The organism is Shewanella spartinae (assembly GCF_019457555.1).
GTDB lineage: Bacteria > Pseudomonadota > Gammaproteobacteria > Enterobacterales > Shewanellaceae > Shewanella > Shewanella loihica.
In genome coordinates this window covers 1,093,653-1,113,711 of the sequence record NZ_CP080418.1, presented here as the reverse complement: position 1 = coordinate 1,113,711, position 20,059 = coordinate 1,093,653, and the positions used below count along the sequence as shown (strand labels likewise).

The window sequence follows — 20,059 nt, the reverse complement described above, 5'->3', positions numbered from 1 at the left end:
TCACTATCTCTTGCGTTGAGCTGCTCTGGCTTGGCAGGCTTGACTAAAGGCGCTAAAAATCGAGCGGTAGAAAGGGTTCTCTAACACCTTCCATTCGGGGTGGAACTGCACCCCCAGCGCAAAATTTTTCGCATCTTTGACCGAAAACGCCTCGATTAATCCATCGGGGGCATAGGCTTCTGGCCGCAATCCAACACCCAAACGGTCAACACCTTGAGTGTGCACAGAGTTCACCTCTGCCAAATTGCGGCCCCAAGCCTCGTGGAGCAATCCCCCCGGTTCTATCTTCAACGGATGAGACAGGCCGTATTGCACCTCGACGTCAGCCGTCTTGTCTTCTCTGTGTTCAATATAGTCGCCAACTTCATGCAATTTCTGATGCAGGCTGCCACCATACACCACATTCATCTCCTGAAATCCCCGGCAGATGGCCAGCACAGGCACGCCGGCGTCAATCGCCGCCTTTAGCAGTGGCAGATTGGTCGCGTCGCGCTTGGGATCGTGTAGGGTATCTGGGTCACTCGCCACACCGTCGTAGTGGTGGGGCTCGATATTGGAGGGCGAACCGGTGAACAGCAGGCCATCGAGTCTGGGCAATATCGTCTCGGCCGGACAATGGCCAAGCGCGGGGATCACCAAAGGCCAGCCTTGGGTGGCATCGGCAATACCCAGCAGGTATTTCTCGCCAACGATATTGAATGGGTGCAGGCCTATCTGTTGATTACAGGCCGTGACACCGATAACAGCAAGTCCTTCATCGGACATAGTTCACCTTTAGCTTTGTTGCGTCTTCTTATAGTTATAGCAATGAACAGACTTCAATCAATGTTCATTTTTTCACACACTACACTGAAATAATGAACGAGGCAATAGGCCGCTGAAAACAAAATATACAATAGAATAACAATTAGAATAAAAGCCAATTAAAACAACATTAAAAGGCAATTAAAATTAATGTAAAGCCAAAAATAGGCGAAAATCAGGTCACGGCTTTTGTGAACCAGCTCCCACAGAAAAGTCCGCTTGAGATTTTGGCTCGGCGGCCTTAATGGACAAAATTATTTACAAAATGGGACAGGAGGCGACTCAGCCTCGCGGCCATAGGAAAAGGCGCACATGCTGCGGCGCAGGCAGTGTCACTGGAGTTTCAGTAAAGCGGAAGGGGTTTGCAGAGGCCGGGCGATGCCCAGCCTAACAGGAAAGCTTAGTTAGAAGTTTGCCGGCGTGGTGGCGCTGACGATACGACACGGCTTGTCGAAGGGGTTACGGAATCTGTGGGGCAGCTCGCTGTTGAAGTAGTAACTGTCGCCCTCGCTGAGCACATAGACCTCATCGCCTATGGTGATCTCCAGCTGACCCTCGATCACCATGGCCGCCTCTTCCCCCTCGTGCTGCAGCATCTCTTCACCGGTATCCGACCCAGGTGGATAGACCTCATTCATCACAGACATGGCGCGGTTGGGGTAATCTCTGCCGATCAACTTGTAGTCCAGGTTACCATCGCCGATATCCAGCAGCTCGCCGGAGCGGTAGACCACCTTCTGCTCGGTAGGCATGCTCTCCTCGATAGAGAAGAAATCCACCAGAGACATAGGCAAACCCGACAAGACTTTCTTCAGGGAACTCACCGAAGGACTGACGCTGTTCTTCTCGATCATGGAGATGGTGCTGTTGGTCACGCCGGCACGCTTGGCCAACTCGCGTTGCGATAACCCTTTCATTTTACGAACAGCTTTGAGATTTGCGCCTATATCCAAAAAACATCTCCTATCCAACAAGACTCAGGAAGAAACAATTTTCCATACTAGTTTGTATCAAACTAAAAAGCATGTTAAATATAATCAACAGGTGTGAATTATAACCAACTCAAGGGTCAAAAGTATACTTACTCTGGCCAATTTAGTCGAATAACAAGAATAAAACCCTCACTCGGAGCCCAAATGACCACCAAGCGCCCTGTCCACAGTGACCAATATCCCGACTCTTTCTATCATGCCACCGCCAATGCCCTGGAAGCCCTGCCGCAACTCACCGAGCGGATCAGCGCCGATATCTGCATCGTCGGCGGAGGTTTCAGCGGCATCAATACCGCCATCGAGTTGGCCGAGAGAGGCTTCGAGGTGGTATTGCTGGAGGCGAAACGGATCGGCTGGGGGGCGTCGGGCCGTAACGGCGGCGAGCTGATCCGCGGCATAGGCCATAATGTCGAACAGTTTCGCAACGAGATAGGCTCCGAAGGCGTCGCGGCCATCGAGCAGATGGGCTTCGAGGCGGTTGAGATAGTGCGTAACCGCGTCGCCAAACATAATATCGACTGTAACCTGCAGATGGGCTACTGCGACCTGGCCACCAAGCCCAGACACATGAAGGAGCTCGCCGCCGACTATCAGGAGATGCTCCATCAGGGACGCGAGGGCTTTAAGCTGCTGGAGAAGCACCAGCTTGGCGAGGTGATCGGCTCAGATCTCTACTGCGGCGCCCTGGTCGACATGAACAGCGGCCATCTGCATCCCCTCAATCTGGCACTGGGCGAGGCCAAGGTGGCTCGCAGCCTGGGGGTCAAGATGTTCGAATACAGCGCCGCCACCAAAATCGTCAAGGGCGAGCGCCCTTGCGTACATACGGAGCATGGCCGTGTCGACTGTCGCTACCTGGTACTCGCCGGTAACGCCTATATCGGCCATGAACTCAACGACTACATAGGCGGTAAGGTGCTGCCCGCCGGCAGTTATCTGCTGGCCACCGAGCCACTGTCCCAGGAGATGTGCGATGAGATTATCCCGCAAAACATGGCCTTCGCCGACATGCGTATCGATCTCGACTATTTCCACCTCTCCCAAGACAATCGCCTGCTGTTTGGCGGCCTGTGCACCTATTCGGGTAAAGATCCCAAGGATATCGACGCGGCGCTGCGCCCCAACTTGGAGAAGGTGTTCCCCCAGCTCAAGGGGGTGAAGATAGAATATGAATGGGGCGGCATGATAGGCATAGGCGCCAACCGCCTGCCACAGATTGGCCGGCTGCCAGACTGCCCCAACATCCTCTACGCCCAGGCCTATGCCGGCCACGGCGTCAATGCCACCCATATGGCCGCCAGGCTCATCGGCGAAGCCCTGACGGCTCAGGCCGAAAGGTTCGATATCTTCGACAGGGTACAACACATGACCTTCCCCGGCGGGCCGAGATTTCGCTCCCCCATGTTGGCGGCGGGCATGCTGTATCACAGGCTGAAAGACCTGTTTTAGCCTAAAGCCTAAAATAGTCAGCATAAAAAAAGGTGCCCTAGGCACCTTTTCTGTTAGTAACGACTACGCCCCTTGCTCAATAGGCAAATCGGCATTGCTGCCCCAGTCGGCCCAGGAGCCATCGTAGAGCACCGCCTTGTCATGTCCCGAGGCCACAGAGGCTAAGATCAGGATACAGGCGGTAATGCCTGAGCCGCAGCTGAAGATCCGCTCTGCTTCCTGCTCGCCCACCAGCTGCTCAAACATGGCCTGCAGGTCCTCGACCCGCTTCATCCTATGTTCGCGCAGCAGCTCACCAAAGGGCAGATTTACCGAGCCGGGAATATGACCGCAGCGCACGCCGGGTCGAGGCTCGCTGACTTCGCCTGCGAAACGCCCCGCTGCCCGCGCATCCAAGATAACGCTGTCGCCTCCCAGGGATTCGAGCACATAGTTGGCGTCACAGATAAGGCCCGGCTGGAAATCCGCCACATAGGGCACAGACTCTTCATCTATTACCGTGGGCTGATAGCTCTCGCTGGTCATGCGCTCCTCGCTGAGCCACTGGGGCAGGCCACCATCGAGCACATAGACATTCTCATGGCCCATCAGCTTAAACATCCACCAGGCGCGCGGCGCGCTGTAGATCCCCTGGTTATCGTAGATCACCACCAGGCTGTCTCTGTCTATGCCAAGCGCCGTGGCCCCTTGCTCAAACTGCTCAGGGGTCGGCATGGCGTGCAGCTGCGATGAAGTGGTATCGCAAAACACCTGTTCGATATCAAACTTTTGCGACCGGGGAATACAGACAAACTCTTCATAGAGTATGGGTTCCTTGCCCACCACACTCTGCATACTGGCGTCGAGCAACACCAGATTACCCTCAAACAGATTCGCCTCAAGCCAGGCGGTGGTAACTAACGGGTATTCCAATTCCATAATGACTCCCAATGTGGGGGCTAATCAGCATCTGCCCACCCCTCTTATCAATAGTATGACGCTTATCTGTAAAGACAATATACGATGGGAGGGGCCAAGGACAAGTGACTTATTTTAACCCTGCTAACAAACTGGCATAAAAAAAGCCCTTTATTGCTAAAGGGCTGTGATTAAAGCGTTTTGTATAGCGGGTTGCTTGCCGCTAAGACAGGGGCTTTCCCTGAAAGGCTTTCCTAGAGCGCGATCCAGGTCGCCTTGATCTCGGTATACTTGTCGAAGGCATGCAAGGACTTATCGCGGCCGTTACCCGACTGCTTATAGCCACCAAAGGGCGCCGTCATGTCGCCACCGTCATAGTGGTTGATCCACACCATGCCACTACGCAGCGCCTTGGCCGTCTTGTGGGCCTTGCTGATATCTGAGGTCCAGACACCGGCCGCCAGCCCATAGATGGTATCGTTACCGATACGAATCGCCTCCTCCATGCCATCGAAGGTGATCACCGACAGCACAGGGCCAAAGATCTCCTCCTTGGCGATGGTCATCTCATTCTTCACGTTGGCGAAGATGGTCGGTGCCACATAGACACCGCCTGTCTCGGCCAGCACCTGCTGACCACCTTGACGCAGCTGCGCCCCTTCGGCCACCCCGGCGCGAATATAGCGCAGCACATTCTCCAGCTGCTGCTGATCCACCACGGCGCCACAGGTGGTGGCAGGATCCAGCGGGTGTCCCGGCTGCCAGGCCTGCATCTCGGCTTCGATAAGGTTAATGAGTTCTTCCTTCACCCCCGACTCCACCAGCAGACGCGAGCCCGCGGTGCAGACCTCGCCCTGGTTGAAGGCGATGGCCGAGGCCGCGGCAATCGCCGCCTCTTTAAGGTTCGGCGCGTCGTTGAAGACGATGTTCGGGCTCTTGCCCCCGGCCTCCAGCCAGACACGCTTCATGTTGGACTCGCCGGCATAGATCATCAGCTGCTTGGCTATCTTGGTCGAGCCGGTAAACACCAGGGTGTCGACATCCATGTGCAGCGCCAGCGCCTTACCCACGGTATGGCCAAATCCTGGCAACACGTTAAGCACCCCTTTAGGGATCCCCGCCTCTATCGCCAGCTGCGCCATGCGAATGGCGGTCAGCGGTGACTTTTCTGAGGGCTTTAACACCACGCTGTTACCTGTGGCCAGCGCAGGGCCCAGCTTCCAGCAGGCCATCAAGAGTGGGAAGTTCCAGGGCACGATAGCCGCCACCACACCTACGGGCTCACGGGTGATCATGCCGATCTCGTTATGAGCCGTTGGGGCAATTTCATCGTAAATCTTATCCACCGCCTCGCCCGACCAGCGTATGGCGCGAGCCGCGCCCGCCACATCGACGGCGCCGGAATAACGGATAGGCTTACCCATATCCAAGGTTTCCAGCAGGGCCAGCTCGTCCCTGTTCGCCTCTAGCAGATCGGCGAAGCGAATCATCACCTGCTTGCGTTTTACCGGCGGCAGCTGTGACCAGTCGCCGCGCTCAAACACCTCGCGGGCATTGGCAACGGCGCGGTTGGCATCCAGCAGATCGCAACTGGCCACCTGGGTCAGCACCCTGCCATCGATAGGGCTGATACAGTCGAAGGTGTCATTCGAATCGGCGGCGCAGTATTCGCCATTGATAAATGCCTGGCCCTGAATCACCAGGTTGTCCGCCATCTCTTGCCATTGTTCGCGATTTTGTGGAGTACTCATTCTGACCTCTTAACGGGTGATAATTGCTCTAGCGTCAATGCTAATGCACGTCCACGCCCTCTCTGGCGCGATTGTGCCTGCCCTAGATTACGCTCAACCCTCAATCAATTTCAATATTTTTTACAAAAAGTTATTTTTTGCTATAAATAATGAACAAAAAGCTTTCATGTTCATTATTTCTGACATAGCATAGCGAATATCAACCACTCACTAAAACAACAATTACACAGAACCAGGGTAGATGATATGGAAGATTTTAATAAAGCTGACCAGGTAGCAACAGGCACGCTGGAACACTATTGGATGCCCTTTACCGCCAATAGACAGTTTAAACAAAGTCCCCGCCTCCTCGCACAGGCAGAGGGGATGTACTACAAGGATGTAAACGGCCGTCCCGTACTCGACGGCACTGCCGGTCTCTGGTGCTGTAATGCCGGACACGGTCGCAAGGCGATCTCCGAAGCGGTCAGCAAACAGATCCACGAGATGGACTACGCACCCTCGTTCCAGATGGGCCACCCACTGGCCTTCGAACTGGCCGAGCGTCTCGCCGCCATCGCCCCCAAAGGGATCAACAAGGTATTTTTCACCAACTCAGGTTCTGAGTCGGTCGACACGGCGCTGAAGATCGCCCTCAACTACCACAGAGCCCGTGGTGAGGCGACCCGTACCCGTTTCATCGGTCGTGAACTTGGCTACCATGGCGTCGGCTTCGGCGGTATCTCGGTCGGTGGCATAGGCGGTAACCGCCGTACCTTCAGCCAGCAGCTACTGCAGGGGGTCGACCACCTGCCCCATACTCTGGATATCCAGCAAAACGCCTTCTGTAAGGGCTTGCCGAAAACCGGCGCAGAAAAGGCCGAGGTACTGGAGCAGCTCGTTGCCCTACATGGCGCCGAGAATATCGCCGCGGTGATCGTCGAGCCCATGTCGGGTTCGGCCGGGGTCATACTACCGCCTCAGGGCTATCTCAAGCGTCTGAGAGAGATCACCCGTAAGTACGGCATCCTATTGATCTTCGATGAGGTGATCACCGGCTTTGGCCGTGTGGGCGACGCCTTCGCCAGCCAGCGCTGGGGCGTCACACCGGATATGATCACCACAGCCAAGGCGCTCAACAACGGCACCATCCCCATGGGCGCCGTGCTGATCGACGATGCCATCTATGATGCCAGCATGGATGCCCCAGAGGGCGCCATCGAGCTCTACCATGGCTACACCTATTCGGGCCATCCGGTAGCTGCGGCCGCCGCCATCGCTACCTTAGATATCTATCAGGAGGAGCAGTTGTTCGAGCGCACCAAGTCGCTGGAAGGCTACTTCGAAAAAGCGGTCCACAGCCTCAAGGGACTGCCGAACCTTATCGACATTCGTAACACAGGCCTGGTAGCCGGTATCCAGTTCAACCCGAGCGATAAAGGCATAGGCAAGCGCGGCTTCGGCATCTTCGAGACCTGTTTCAAGAACGGCACCCTGGTCAGGGCCACCGCCGACACCATCGCCCTATCGCCGCCACTGATCGTCGACGAGGCCCAGATAGACCAGATGGTCAACACCCTAAGCGATGCCATCACCACAGTTGGCTAACCCAGAATAACCAAGACACATTAGAGATTTTTGCAGGGAAATTACGCGCTATGCAGCAGATAAACCACTACATTAACGGCCAGCACACACAGCCCAGCGCCCGCAGCGCCGCCGTCTTCGAACCCGCCACCGGCGAGCACAAGGCCAACGTCTCCCTGGCCAGCGCGCTCGAGGTAGATGCGGCCATCGAACTGGCCAAGAAGGCCCACGGCCCCTGGTCAGAGATGACCCCACTAAACCGCGCACGCATTCTATTTAAGTTTAAGGCCCTGGTGGAAGCCAACATGGACGAGCTGGCCGCCATGATCACCCGCGAACACGGCAAGGTGCTCGACGATGCCAAGGGCGAGATCATCCGCGGCCTCGAGGTGGTGGAGTTTGCCTGTGGCATCCCTCATCTGCTCAAGGGCGAGCACACAGAGCAGGTCGGTGGCGGCGTCGATGCCTGGACACTCAACCAATCCCTGGGCGTAGTAGCCGGCATCGCCCCCTTTAACTTCCCTGTGATGGTGCCTATGTGGATGTTCCCCATCGCCATCGCTGCGGGCAATACCTTTATCATGAAGCCATCGGAGAAGGATCCGACCTCTGTGATGCGCATGGCCGAACTCCTCACCGAGGCAGGCCTGCCGGATGGCGTATTTAACGTGGTCAACGGCGACAAGGAAGCGGTCGACACCCTGCTGACACACAAGGACATTCAGGCGGTGAGCTTTGTCGGCTCCACACCGATCGCCGAATATATCTATCAGACGGCGGCGGCCCACGGCAAACGTGTACAGGCCTTGGGCGGCGCGAAGAACCACATGCTGTTGATGCCAGATGCGGATCTCGACCAGGCGGTCAGCGCCCTGATGGGCGCCGCCTATGGCAGTGCCGGCGAGCGTTGCATGGCGATCTCTGTCGTGCTGGCCGTCGGCGAAGTGGGTGATGCCTTGGTAGAGAAACTGCTGCCACAGATCCAGGCGCTCAAGGTCGGTAACGGCCTGGAAGGCGAGATGGAGATGGGACCACTGATCTCGGCGCAGCATCTCGACAAGGTACGCAGTTATGTAGACAGAGGCGTGAACGAAGGGGCGACCCTGCTGGCCGATGGTCGTCAACTGAGTGTAGCCGATCACGAGCAGGGCTACTTCCTCGGCGGCTGCCTGTTCGACCACGTCACCCCAGAGATGACCATCTACAAGGAAGAGATCTTCGGCCCTGTGCTGGCCATCGTCCGGGTGAAGGATTATGCCGAGGCGCTGACCCTGATCAACGAACACGAGTTTGGTAACGGCACCGCCATCTTTACCCAGAGCGGCGAGGCGGCGAGACACTTCTGCCACCATGTGCAGGTCGGCATGGTTGGGGTCAATGTGCCCATCCCTGTGCCTATGGCCTTCCATAGCTTCGGCGGCTGGAAGCGCTCCCTCTTCGGCCCGCTGCACATGCATGGTCCAGACGGCGTACGCTTCTATACTAAGCGCAAGGCGATCACAGCCCGCTGGCCCAAGGGCAAGGGCAGTCAGGCAGAATTTGTCATGCCGACCATGAAATAAACTAAGCTTAAGGCGCCTCGCTGCGCCTTAAGTCTATCTGTAAATTGGAGCAGAAATGACACAGACTATTGATGCCATCATCAACTTTGGCCAGCATAAGGTTAAGACGGAACACTATGAGGTGGCACCGGAAAAGGTATTAAGCGGGGAGCCTAAGCAGCAACTGGAGAACCATTACTCCAGCCCCTGCGATCAATTTCACGCCGGGATCTGGCAGGGCCAGGTCGGCAGTTGGAAGGTCAACTACAGCGAACATGAGTATTGCGAGATCCTATCGGGCAGCAGCGAGATCATTGATGAAGCAGGCAACAGCCTGACGGTCAGCAAGGGAGATCGCTTCGTCATCCCCGCCGGTTTTAAGGGCGTATGGCGAGTGCTGCAGGACTGTCGCAAGATTTACGTCGTATTTGAGCAAAAATAACAAAAATCATTGCCATGTAGTCTCAGCTACCTAGCTGTTGTTTGGCTTAATCTGATCCGGATAGCTCGCTAACCGGATCGGTGTCAACCAAGTGAAATGGAGAAACCACCGTGTATAAAAAATTTAATAAGAAACGGATAGCCCAGCTAGCTGGCTTAACCTTGGCAACCGCGCTAATCACACCTTTGGCACAGGCTGAAGTCTCGGGAGAAATTGGCGTCACCAACGATTACCGCTTCCGCGGTATCTCACAAACCGCAGGCGATTTTGCCGTTCAAGCCAGCATAGATTACAGCATGGAAAGTGGTTTCTTCATCGGTGCCTGGGGCAGTAATGTCGATGATGAAAGTTATGATGCCGATGTCGAAGTCGACTTCTATGCCGGTTACGCCGGTGCCTTCGGTGAAGACGATGCGGTGGAATATGACTTCACCCTGACCTACTACACCTATCCGGGACAGGATGAGAGCACTAAGTACCTCGAGGCCTCACTGGGCTTCTACTTTGCCGACTTCCACTTCGCCCAGTGGTACACCAACGACTACGCCAATGCCGATGTGTCTCTGCACTACAGCGAGCTGAACTACTCCTACGAGTTTATCGAGAACTGGAGCATAGATGCTCACGTGGGCTACAACTATGGCGACGGTGCAGACCTAGACTGGGGTGAGAACTATGTCGACTACTCCATCGGCGTCTCCACCGAGATCGGCGGTGTCGGCCTATCGCTGGCCTGGTTAGACACTAATCTGAGCAGCGACAACGAGATCAAGGACGGTCCATGGAAGAACGAAGGCACCATTCTGGCCACCGCCAGCTACGCCTTCTAACCCCTTCCTCCCCAACCAAGTGATTGTAAAAAAACCGCCTTCATCGGCGGTTTTTTATTAGGGGTATATTTGCGAGTTTAAGGTCAATCTACTCCTAAACTCGACAATCTCTTACATTACAGCTTCAGGCTCTCACCCCGGCGGACTCGCTCGGCCAGGGCGCGCCAGTAATTCACTAGCTCCTGATGCGCCTGTGCGCGCTCGGGAAAGGTTTGCGACAACCCTTGCAAAATATTGGCTTGCTGATGACAGAGTTTTTCCCAGCGGCGGGCATTAGACAGGTGCATAGTGTTTTCCTTAACGTATTAAACTCCTTCGAAGAGTATAGCCAGTTTATTAAAAATTTGATCTAAGCCGCTAGGAAAAACCCTTAGCCGGGAGTATCTTCAAACTATAACGCTAAGGAGTGACTATGACTGAAACCCTATTGAAAATCGCCTTTATCCTGGTGGGCCTCTTTCTGATCTACAAGCTGATCTTCTCAGGCAAACGTGGCTTAAGCCTTTTTGAAATGCATTTTAAAGATGGCCGTCTCATCTCCCACAAGGGCAAGATCCCGGAGAAGTTTCAGCGGGAATGTAAAGCCATCGCCAAGAGTGAGAAACTGACCTGTGTAGTACGTGCAGAGAAGAGTGGCAGCGTCAGGCTACATGTGTCGGCTAACGTCAGCGATGCCATCATACAGCGCATCCGCAATCAATTTCCGTTCGAATACTACGACAAGAAAACCGTCGATAACTCGCGTCAGGCAGGCTAGGCCCGCCCAAAGCTAAACCTAGCCTAAACTAAAATCTAGCCTAAGCAGGGGCCGCCACAGATTACGGATTCAGGTACTGATCCAGGCGGCCATCTTGCTTGGCATCGTCTATGATGCGTTGATTATCCTGTGACATGGGGTCTTTGACCTCCAGCGGATCCCCTTGAGGCTCTGGCTCAGCCGTCACACTCATGTTTATCCCGGTCGAACAGGCGCTCAAACCAAGCACCATCAGCAGTATCCACTTATTCATCTCTCGCCCCCACACCTAGTTTTTAGCGGTATTCTTACTTTTAGTGCTAGCAGCATTGTCACCGGCAAAATATTCCAGCGCCCATACCAGCGCGATACCCGCCAACATGGCGCAGATGGCCAGCCCAAGCTGTGCCGGTTGCCCGGTCAGTTGCTCAAAATTCATGGGCGACAGGTTCTGTTCCAGCAGCGGCACCTGCTCGCCCGCCGAGTTTTCACGCCAGGTGAGCACCTGCTTCCAGGGCCAGATCTTACCTAGGGTGCCGAGCATCAAGCCGGTGAGGAATATAAGCGTCGCATCATGATATTTACGCAGCAGCGCCGACAGCAGATGGCTGAATGAAAGCAAGCCTGCCACACAGCCACTGGCGAACGTCAGTAACACGGGGATATCCAGGCTCTTGGCGGCGCCCAGCACCGAGGTGTAGAGGCCGAGTAGCAGCAGGATGAAACTGCCAGAGATCCCCGGCAGCAACATGGCGCAGATAGCGATGCTGCCGCCGATGAAGACATTCAGATAGGTCATCTGCATATCGATTGGATGCAGCACAGTGATCCCCCAGGCGAAGGCCACGCCCAGGGCAAACAGGGCCAGGCGTCCCACAGAGAAGCCCTTCACCTGCTTGAGCATGTGCACCACAGAGATGATGATGAGACCGAAGAAGAAGGACCACACGGGTATCGGATGACTATGCAGCAAATAGGTGATCAGCTTGGCCAGGGTAAAGATGCTGGTGAGGATACCGCCGAACACGGCGATCAGGAAGGGGCCGTTAATATGCATAAAGGCGGCCTTCAGCCCCTGCTGGCGGATCACGCCGATGAGGCTGGGATTAACCTTACGTATGCTGTTGAGCAGGGGGTCGAGGATCCCCGTGATGAAGGCAATGGTGCCCCCGGAAACGCCGGGCACCACATCGGCGGCCCCCATGGCCATCCCTTTGAAATAAGTCAGCAGATATTTCACTCAAGATCCTTAAGTTAATGATTTTCTTTAAGCCAAAAGCCTTAGCGCCCGATTATACGCGCCCGGCGCAGCCAAAGGAAAATGAAGTTTGGTTTAGACGGTCAAATCACGGCGCTATTGTTAACCACTTGTTATTCGGCTAGTCTAACGACTCATCTGACCAGACAAGCTTTTTCTTAAACCAGCAAAGCATTTTAATAACGAGTAAGCCAATGAATAACAAACCGACACGAGTGATGGCCCTCTACCACCGCCTGACCAAGTGGCCACTGGGCCATAAGTTTTTCTCCCTCATGGTGTCACGCATGGCGCCCTACTTCGCCACCGTTAAGCCCCTGGTCACAGAGCTGAGACCCAACTACTGCCAGGTGCTGGTGCGAAAGCGCAAGGCGGTGCAGAACCACATAGGCACAGTGCACGTCATCGCCATCTGTAATGGCCTGGAGATGGCCATGGGCACCATGGCCGAGGCGTCAATTCCTGCCCACCTGCGCTGGATCCCCAAGGGAATGAGCGTCGACTACACCGCCAAGGCCGGCAGCGACATCCGCTGCATCGCCGAAGTCACGCCCGAGCAGTGGGTCGAGGGCGACATGTTGGTCAAGGTTACCGCCCTGGATGAGAACGATGTGGTGGTGGTCAAGGGCCACATCAAGCTGTGGATCTCCCTCAAACCCTCAAAAGCCTAGCCACGCTTTAACACAGATTTGCTGGGTGGTTTACCTACGCCACCCAGCAAGCAAACGCATGGCACTGTCGATAATCCTATGAAAACTTGACAATTTAGCCTCTGTCTCTCAAGTTAGTGGCATACTTTGGCATCAGGGAAGCGCCACATGGGAGCGACATTAAGGACAATATCTAGCTACACCCTTTTATTGGGATATCTTTGCCTCACGGCTAACGCCTCAGCCTCAGATAATGATGGCAATAAAAGTGCCCGCATCTTAGACAAGCAGCCTAACTGTATCGAGACGACGTTAGCACCGATATCGCTGACTCTTACGAGTAAAAAGTATCCCGCAGAGACTAAACCTCTGGAGAGCGAAGCCTTTAAATCAGCGTTGAATCAGTTAACTCAACAAGCGACAGGCAGAGGCGCCGAAGTCATTGTTCTCACCCAGGTGACCAACCATATTGTCAGCAAGATGAAGGAGAAGAAGCTTTCTCAACGCTCCAGCCAGGAGATGGTTAAGGTCACTCAGTTAAAGACCCATCTCGAAGCACAGCTATATCGTCTCTGTGAGCATGATAAAAGCCTGTCACAAACAGCAGCCGCCTATGACAGCAAGGGCTATGAAATTCACCAGTCTCGCTTCGAGTACACCTTTGAGGCCCCCAAACCTCAATCGGTCGCAAAACTCGCGGCGGCGAAGAGCCTGCCTCCCGCTTTAGTATCGTTAGACAATGGCGTATATGGCGCCAAACTCGGCATAAGTCCCGAAGCCCTCTATGATTTACTCGGCCCCGCTAGCATAGAGTTACCGCTTAGCGCGCAAGATTTTGCCTGGGGTTACGGTAGGCAGCTCTGGTTTGTGTTTACCAAAGAGCGGCTCGTCGCCATCTCGACAGAGTTCAGCCCACTGAACAATACCGGCCAGAACCTTATCGATTATCGCGACGGATTCGACGGTGCCCCTTGGTTAATTAACGGTGAGATCGCCTATCGCACGCCCATCTCACAAGTCATTCGCACCATGGGCGCCAACCAAGCCCAGCGACAGGGCGACCACCTCAACCTCAGTGATGGCAAGCAGCGCTTGACCCTTAACTTTGATACCTATCTCCAGAGCGGCGAAGCGACGTCCGAATCTCAATTGACCGGCTTTAGCCTCTATCAAGACAAGACGAAGCTGACGCTGCGAGGAAAACAAGCCAACAAGGAGGCGCTCCAGCCATTGCTAAAACAGCTCACCCCTTCGTTTGTCGGTGAGCGTCCTAGCCTGCAGCAACTGCAAAAGGCCTATCCCAGCATGGCGAAATTAGCTATCTCGAGCGATGGCGAATGGTGGTTGCTAGGTAACCATCTGCAGCTTAAGTTCGACGGCGACACCTTACATAGGGTTAGACTAGCTTCAGGTATTTATCCACAAGCAGACGATGCGGATCTTGCCGTGCTATGCGATAAGATGGCGGTTCCATCGCAAAAGGATAAGCTGCTTGCGCAATTCGAACAGGCTAACGATGAATTCGACAGCGTCGATATTTATGAAAAAAACTTTTCGCTGGTGGCGAAATATGACTCTTATGATGACGACGCGACGCTATACGAACTGGAGATCACCTATTTCTAAGTGATATAAAACCCACTGCCCAAATTAACGCAAGAGCATCAATGAGACAAAATCGTCCTAACAGTCACAGTGCAACACCTAGGCAAAGCATAAGCGGGCCTGGAAAAACAACAGGCCCCAAGACATCAAGCTCCAAGCGCCCTCATGGGGGAAAGATCAGACAAAAAGGGACGAGATGGACCCTAGCCGATAAACTACGCCTCCTGCTGATGATTGCACTGTTTATCGGCCTACTACTTGCTAGTCTGTTGCAACGACTACCAATAGCAGTCTTCATCTATTACGTCGTCATAAGCCTCATCACTTTTACCAGCTACGCCATCGACAAACGTGCCGCCAGGCAAGACACTTGGCGCATTAAAGAGAGTCGTCTGCATTGGTTATCCCTACTGGGTGGATGGCCGGGGGCCATGCTGGGCCAGCAGCATTTGAGACACAAGTCCAGTAAGCGTGCTTTTCGCGTTGTGCTCTGGCTGACGGTGATCATCAACCTCAGCCTGTTAGGCGCTCTGGTATCACCTCAAGGGCAAGCCCTGCTGACACAGCTAGGGGTTAACTAGCCTATTGATCCAGATGAGCCCTCCTCGTTTACCCATAGGGCACAATTGGCTATGATGAAGGCCGAACTTTTATAGGAAAATCAAAGATGAGAATGATATTAGCAGTCGTGGTGATCGCCGGCGTCTTGTTTTACTTCTTTACCAGCATGAACAATCAGAAGGCGGCCAAGGAGAATATCGCCAAGGGCGAAGCTTTTCTAGCCCAGAACAAGACACAAGAAGGGGTTATCGAGACCGCTTCGGGGCTCCAGTACAAGATTTTGGCAAAGGGTGACGGCAGCGTTCATCCCAAGGCCAGCGATACCGTGACGGTTCACTACCACGGCACACTAATCGACGGCACAGTGTTCGACAGCTCGGTCGAGCGCGGCGAGCCTATCGCCTTCCCGCTTAATCGCGTCATCAAGGGCTGGACCGAGGGGGTACAGCTGATGGTCGAAGGGGAAAAGACCCGCTTCTTTATTCCCAGCAGTCTGGCCTATGGCAACCGTAGCGCAGGCAAGATCCCCGGCGGTTCAGTGCTTATCTTCGATGTTGAGTTGATTAGCATAGATAGGTAGAGACAGTGACTTACGACATGAAAAACGCGCCCTAGGGCGCGTTTTTTGTATCATACCAATCACGGAAATAAGTGATCAGAAATAGCGTAGCAAAAACGTTCGAGAACAAGGCGAAATTTTTCGATAAGTAGTTATTCTACAATCAAAAATAGTAACGCAGTTATCGAACGTTTTAACAAGCTAGCATGCTCAGTTATTTACTACGATTGATATCAATATCCGAAGGGGTTATCGATAGAGTGAGCCGGTTGGGTAAACCATTTCGGGCCGCTCTGTGTCATATAGAAGTGATCCTCGTGGCGCACCCCAAACTCGCCCGGCACACACAGCATGGGCTCGTTACTAAAACACATGCCTGGGGCCAGCGGCGTATGGTCATTCAGCACCAAGTAGGGCCACTCATGGATATCTAGGCCTATGCCATGTCCCGTCCTGTGGGGCAGACCCGGCAGGTCATAACCTGGGCCGAAACCCGCCTGCTCGAGTACGTCGCGGGCGGCGCGATCTACGCTTGAACAAGGTGCCCCCACCTTAGCGGCCTCGAAGGCGGCTAGCTGAGCATCTTGCTCCAGTTGCCACAGCTGACGCTGACGCTCGCTCGGCGTGCCGTAGACATAGGTGCGGGTAATATCTGAGTTATAGCCGTGTAGCTGACAGCCGGTGTCGATCAACACGGTATCGTTAAGCTCGAGCGCCTTAGGCGACTTAACCCCATGGGGATAGGCCGAGTCTTCACCAAAGAGCACGATACAGAAATAGGAGCCTGCAGGAGCACCCACGGCTTTGTGGGCCTGGTGAATAAAGCTCTCCACCTCGCCGACTGTGATCCCTTCATGCAGGATGCGTGCGGCGGCCTTGTGCACCTCAAGGGTCAAATCCTTGGCGCGCTGCAACAGGGCTAGCTCTGTCTCAGACTTGATCATGCGACAGGCGGCGGTAACCGTCTTACCGTTAACGAATTCAAATGCCGGCGCCAGTTGACGCACGCCATCGAAGATGAAAAACGCCGCCGACTCATCCATCGCCAGCTTGCCTTGGCTTATGCCAAGTTCACCGAGTCGCTGAACGAACAAGCCATAGGGACTCTCATCCTCATGCCAGCAGTTCACCCGCCCCTCGATAACCATGTAGCCCTTAAGTGTGTCGAGTTCGAACGCGGGAGCGATATATTCAAGCTCACCCTCGGCGGGCAATATGGCCCCCACCATACGCTCACTGGCGTACCAGCGCGTGCCGGTAAAGTAGTAGAGGTTAGTGCCGGCGTTGAGATAGATGGCCGCAATGCCCTGCTGACGCATCAGCTGCTGCGCCTTGTCGATGCGCGCCCGGTACTCCTGCGCCGAGATCCCTTCGACCCCTTGGGTCATATCGGACAGCTTGGCCAGCTCCTGCTCGGGCGTCGAGCCGCCAACACCCATCGTAGAATTTAAGCCTGTGGTATTTACACTCATAGTTAACACCTTTGATGACGATCGCCTGGGCATGCCTGCAACCACCATGGAAAAGAAGAATGATAGGCAGCCTTTTTAGCATAATGTATACAAAAAAGCAGTAGCTAACAGAAAGAAAAATCTTCAAGGTAGGCAGGCAAGGCTTAGGGGGGACTCAAGAGCTAACGCAATCTAATCGACAAATGTAAAAGCTGAATAAAGACTAAATCGAATTAGTGCGTTCTGATTTTGCTCGCAATGCTTTTACTCATAATGTTTTTACTTCTGTTGGCTTTAGGAGCTATGACGTTATGAGTTAGGTCTTCACTCGGCGTGCTGGGCTAGCAGTACCTTGAGGCCGCGGCACACCAGGGTCTCCATATCATCGACCCGGGCGATGTTCACATCCCCCAGCGGCGCCGTCAGCGCCAGTTGTCTCAGGGACTCGACACAGCCCTTATAATAGTCCGGCTGATTCATCATAGGGCCCGCAAGCCAGATACGATTAGGATTCAGCAGATTGATGGCCCAGGCGATGCCCATCCCCAGATAGCTACCGGCGCGGTAGAGTTCTTGCGGACTCTTGAGGCCGCGTATGCGAATCGACTCGCCACTGGCAAGCTGCTCCAGGCTGTACTCGCCCCCTTCACTCATCACTCGGCAATGGCCCAGTTCGCCGGCTACCCCGCCTGCGCCGAGAAACGGCTCGCCCTTAATGGCGATCGCCATGCCTATGCCGGCGCCGCTCATCAGCAGCAATTCGCAGGCATTTTTAGGGTCGCAGACCGCCAGCATGCCAGCATCGATATCGTTGTGGAGCAGGCTAAAGCGGGCCTGAGTCTTGAGCTTGGCCAGCGACAGGCCGTTGAGCTTGGGTGCCACCTTGCAGGCGATCAAGGTATCTTGCTTCACCAGTCCGGGCACCGCCACCCCTAAGGCATAGTCACTCAGGCCATAGTCGGCTTCGATGTCGGCGATATGGCGGTTGAGGTCGGCCAGGGTGAAGTGCTCGCCGGTGGCGATTTTATATTGCTCGGTGCGCCCCTGAGTCTCAATTTCGAACAGGGCGGTAGTCGCGCCAATATCTATGGTCAGGGATTGCATAACGAGCTCCGTAGCCGACTAGCTCATCACAGCGAGAGCCTCTCGGCGCGATGAGTAGAAGAGTTGTGTATCGCTAAATTTTATCACAAAAACCATCAACTAAGGCTATATAAAATGCGACTAACACCTTGCTTTGATTGAATTTCCATCAAGGCCTATCAGGTTTCATCGATTTTCTGCTCATTTGCCAGCCTCAGGGGCACCCGCCCCCAGGCCATCAGGAGGAGATGAATGGCCAGCAGCGGGATACAGGTGAGCAGCATCACCTCCCAGCCTAACCAGTGCAGCACCCAGCCGGCGCTCAAGGAGGCTAGGGCCTGGGAACCAAAGACGAAGGCATCGTTAAAGGCCTGAACCTTAAAGCGTTCTTCACTGTGGTAATAACGCGGCAACAAGACGGTTCCGGCCACAAACAGCAGGTTCCAGCCGACGCCTAACAGCACCAGGGCCACCCAGTAGTTCAACAGCTCCCTCCCGAGCAAGGCGACCGTAATGGTCACCCCATAGGCCGCCAGGCCCACCAGCATCATGCGGCTGGTGCCAAACTTGGCCACCAGATAGCCGCTAAACAGCGATGGAAAATACATGGCGATGATGTGACTCTGGATCACCCACTTGGTATCGGCCAGGGAATAGTGCTCCATGTGATGCATATGCAGGGGCGTGGCCGTCATGATGAAGCTCATCATGCCATAGCCTATGGTCGCCGCGCCGATGGCGGTCCAGATTGAAGGCTGCAGCAAGATGTTGCCAAGGGGACGCACGGTCTGATGGGATGCCGCATGGGCCGGTTTGTCCTGGCGATTTTCCTGATAGAAACAGAGCACCAGCCCCGCCATCAGACAGACACAGATCAGAAACAGGAAGGCACCCACATGAGGCGTGGCGAACAGGTTTTCACCCAGTACCGCAAGCTCCGGCCCCATGATGGAGGCCACCAGCCCACCGACCAAGACCCGGGAGGCCGCCTTGGCACTATCGAGCGCTGCCACCGACTCCATGGCCGCGAAGCGGTATTGCTGCACTATCGCCCCGGCAGAGCCCAAGAGCAAACCACTGAGACAGAAAGGCACAAATAGCTGTGCCTGGGTGGCGAAGGCCGCCAGGAGCCCCCCGCTTGCCCCCAAGCCACTGCCCAGCAGAAAGATCTTCTTGCGGCCGAAGCGACGCATCAAACGACTAACAGGCACCACAGAGACGGCCACACCTATCACCATGATAGCAATCGGCAGAGTGGCCAATGCCGGAGTTGGCGCTAATTCAGCGCCAATCAGGCCGCCGAGCAACATCATCATGGGGGTTGCACTCATGGCAAAGGCCTGAGCCAGGGTTAATACCCATACATTTCTTGGCATAAAATTAGGATCTACTGATCTTCTGTGTTCATTTTGCAGCATTCTGTATTCATTCTAGGCAAGGCAGAGCACTTGCAATCTAGTACGCTAATTAAATAAGCGATAACCCAGTAGAAATATGATACAGACGCTGCCCCTAGGCTTCATCTTGAAAACAAAATTTGTGCTCAAAAGGTCAACTGCCCCTAATCACAAATCGTTCACTTATAAGCAAAATACTGACTCGCGGCGAACTTTACCAGCCTGGAAAGCGGATATTGGCGGATATTGCGCGCTGTATCTCTGCCCCTCAGCGCTATCTGATTCAATATCCACAGGAAACCTAGCGACTCACACCAGACTTTACGCCGCCCTTGCTCAGCTTTTTCGCGCCTCCCTTCCAACTCACCCGCCGAGCTGCGATAATCGGCGGCAACTCAGCCAATATCTCACCTCTGAAGATAGGGCCAAGCCTATTCGCTCAAGCCCAGAAGGCCACGCTTAGATGGCCCCGTAATTGGGTACTAAA

The 20,059-nt window shown here is 54.6% G+C and carries 20 protein-coding genes; 10 read left to right on the top strand and 10 right to left on the bottom strand.

Going from position 1 to position 20,059, the window contains the following annotated elements; translation table 11 throughout:
* Positions 1-3: 3 nt before the first annotated feature.
* The gene (locus tag K0I31_RS04930) at positions 4-765 is read right to left on the bottom strand and encodes a gamma-glutamyl-gamma-aminobutyrate hydrolase family protein (protein WP_011864776.1); all 762 of its coding nucleotides are present in this window, start codon (positions 763-765) and stop codon (positions 4-6) included.
* 443 nt (positions 766-1,208) lie between these two features.
* Positions 1,209-1,757: a cupin domain-containing protein gene (locus K0I31_RS04925; protein WP_011864775.1), complete on the bottom strand. Its 549-nt coding sequence runs from the start codon at positions 1,755-1,757 to the stop codon at positions 1,209-1,211.
* A gap of 183 nt (positions 1,758-1,940) precedes the next feature.
* Here K0I31_RS04925 and K0I31_RS04920 point away from each other — a divergent pair, with 183 nt between their 5' ends.
* Entirely contained in the window at positions 1,941-3,245 is a 1,305-nt protein-coding gene (locus tag K0I31_RS04920; protein WP_220080106.1) for an NAD(P)/FAD-dependent oxidoreductase, read from the top strand.
* A 63-nt stretch (positions 3,246-3,308) separates the two neighbouring features.
* On the opposite strand, the gene K0I31_RS04915 is transcribed toward K0I31_RS04920, so the two are convergent.
* Complete coding sequence (locus K0I31_RS04915) at positions 3,309-4,157, bottom strand: sulfurtransferase (protein ID WP_220080778.1); 849 nt, start codon at positions 4,155-4,157, stop codon at positions 3,309-3,311.
* A gap of 239 nt (positions 4,158-4,396) precedes the next feature.
* Positions 4,397-5,893 carry an aldehyde dehydrogenase gene (locus K0I31_RS04910; protein WP_220080105.1) on the bottom strand — a complete coding sequence of 499 codons (1,497 nt, stop codon included), beginning with the start codon at positions 5,891-5,893 and terminating at the stop codon, positions 4,397-4,399.
* Between the two features lie 246 nt (positions 5,894-6,139).
* Between K0I31_RS04910 and aptA the strand changes: the two genes are divergently transcribed.
* From aptA to K0I31_RS04890, 4 genes are all read left to right on the top strand, one after another.
* Positions 6,140-7,480 (top strand): omega-aminotransferase AptA, encoded by a 1,341-nt coding sequence (gene aptA, locus K0I31_RS04905; protein ID WP_220080104.1) that lies wholly within the window; start codon positions 6,140-6,142, stop codon positions 7,478-7,480.
* A 50-nt stretch (positions 7,481-7,530) separates the two neighbouring features.
* On the top strand, positions 7,531-9,021 hold the full coding sequence (locus K0I31_RS04900; RefSeq protein WP_220080103.1) for a CoA-acylating methylmalonate-semialdehyde dehydrogenase: 1,491 nt from the start codon (positions 7,531-7,533) through the stop codon (positions 9,019-9,021).
* 55 nt (positions 9,022-9,076) lie between these two features.
* A complete protein-coding gene (locus tag K0I31_RS04895) occupies positions 9,077-9,442 on the top strand; it encodes a cupin domain-containing protein (protein ID WP_220080102.1) in 366 nt (121 codons plus the stop codon).
* A gap of 110 nt (positions 9,443-9,552) precedes the next feature.
* Complete coding sequence (locus K0I31_RS04890) at positions 9,553-10,272, top strand: TorF family putative porin (protein ID WP_011864768.1); 720 nt, start codon at positions 9,553-9,555, stop codon at positions 10,270-10,272.
* A 116-nt stretch (positions 10,273-10,388) separates the two neighbouring features.
* On the opposite strand, the gene K0I31_RS04885 is transcribed toward K0I31_RS04890, so the two are convergent.
* Positions 10,389-10,559 (bottom strand): hypothetical protein, encoded by a 171-nt coding sequence (locus K0I31_RS04885; protein ID WP_011864767.1) that lies wholly within the window; start codon positions 10,557-10,559, stop codon positions 10,389-10,391.
* Between the two features lie 125 nt (positions 10,560-10,684).
* Here K0I31_RS04885 and K0I31_RS04880 point away from each other — a divergent pair, with 125 nt between their 5' ends.
* Positions 10,685-11,029, top strand: coding sequence for a DUF3634 family protein (locus K0I31_RS04880; protein ID WP_011864766.1), 345 nt, complete (start codon positions 10,685-10,687; stop codon positions 11,027-11,029).
* 61 nt (positions 11,030-11,090) lie between these two features.
* Here the strand turns inward: K0I31_RS04880 and K0I31_RS04875 are convergent, their stop codons facing one another.
* Together K0I31_RS04875 and K0I31_RS04870 are read right to left on the bottom strand one after the other, a co-directional pair.
* Positions 11,091-11,282 (bottom strand): hypothetical protein, encoded by a 192-nt coding sequence (locus tag K0I31_RS04875; protein WP_220080101.1) that lies wholly within the window; start codon positions 11,280-11,282, stop codon positions 11,091-11,093.
* Positions 11,283-11,297: 15 nt separating this feature from the next.
* Positions 11,298-12,248 (bottom strand): polyprenyl-phosphate transporter, encoded by a 951-nt coding sequence (locus tag K0I31_RS04870; protein ID WP_011864765.1) that lies wholly within the window; start codon positions 12,246-12,248, stop codon positions 11,298-11,300.
* Between the two features lie 212 nt (positions 12,249-12,460).
* Here K0I31_RS04870 and K0I31_RS04865 point away from each other — a divergent pair, with 212 nt between their 5' ends.
* From K0I31_RS04865 to bamJ, 4 genes are all read left to right on the top strand, one after another.
* The gene (locus K0I31_RS04865; protein WP_220080100.1) at positions 12,461-12,937 is read left to right on the top strand and encodes a hotdog fold domain-containing protein; all 477 of its coding nucleotides are present in this window, start codon (positions 12,461-12,463) and stop codon (positions 12,935-12,937) included.
* Between the two features lie 375 nt (positions 12,938-13,312).
* The gene (locus K0I31_RS04860) at positions 13,313-14,542 is read left to right on the top strand and encodes a hypothetical protein (RefSeq protein ID WP_220080099.1); all 1,230 of its coding nucleotides are present in this window, start codon (positions 13,313-13,315) and stop codon (positions 14,540-14,542) included.
* A 209-nt stretch (positions 14,543-14,751) separates the two neighbouring features.
* A complete protein-coding gene (locus tag K0I31_RS04855) occupies positions 14,752-15,102 on the top strand; it encodes a DUF1294 domain-containing protein (protein ID WP_220080098.1) in 351 nt (116 codons plus the stop codon).
* 86 nt (positions 15,103-15,188) lie between these two features.
* Positions 15,189-15,662 carry a BamJ family beta-barrel-assembly machinery protein gene (bamJ, locus tag K0I31_RS04850; RefSeq protein WP_220080097.1) on the top strand — a complete coding sequence of 158 codons (474 nt, stop codon included), beginning with the start codon at positions 15,189-15,191 and terminating at the stop codon, positions 15,660-15,662.
* Positions 15,663-15,874: 212 nt separating this feature from the next.
* Here bamJ and K0I31_RS04845 read toward each other — a convergent pair whose 3' ends face one another.
* The 3 genes from K0I31_RS04845 to K0I31_RS04835 form a co-directional block, all read right to left on the bottom strand.
* Positions 15,875-17,113, bottom strand: coding sequence for a M24 family metallopeptidase (locus tag K0I31_RS04845; RefSeq protein ID WP_220080096.1), 1,239 nt, complete (start codon positions 17,111-17,113; stop codon positions 15,875-15,877).
* 303 nt (positions 17,114-17,416) lie between these two features.
* A complete protein-coding gene (locus tag K0I31_RS04840; RefSeq protein WP_220080095.1) occupies positions 17,417-18,196 on the bottom strand; it encodes an ROK family protein in 780 nt (259 codons plus the stop codon).
* Positions 18,197-18,354: 158 nt separating this feature from the next.
* A complete protein-coding gene (locus K0I31_RS04835) occupies positions 18,355-19,551 on the bottom strand; it encodes an MFS transporter (protein ID WP_220080094.1) in 1,197 nt (398 codons plus the stop codon).
* Positions 19,552-20,059: the final 508 nt, after the last annotated feature.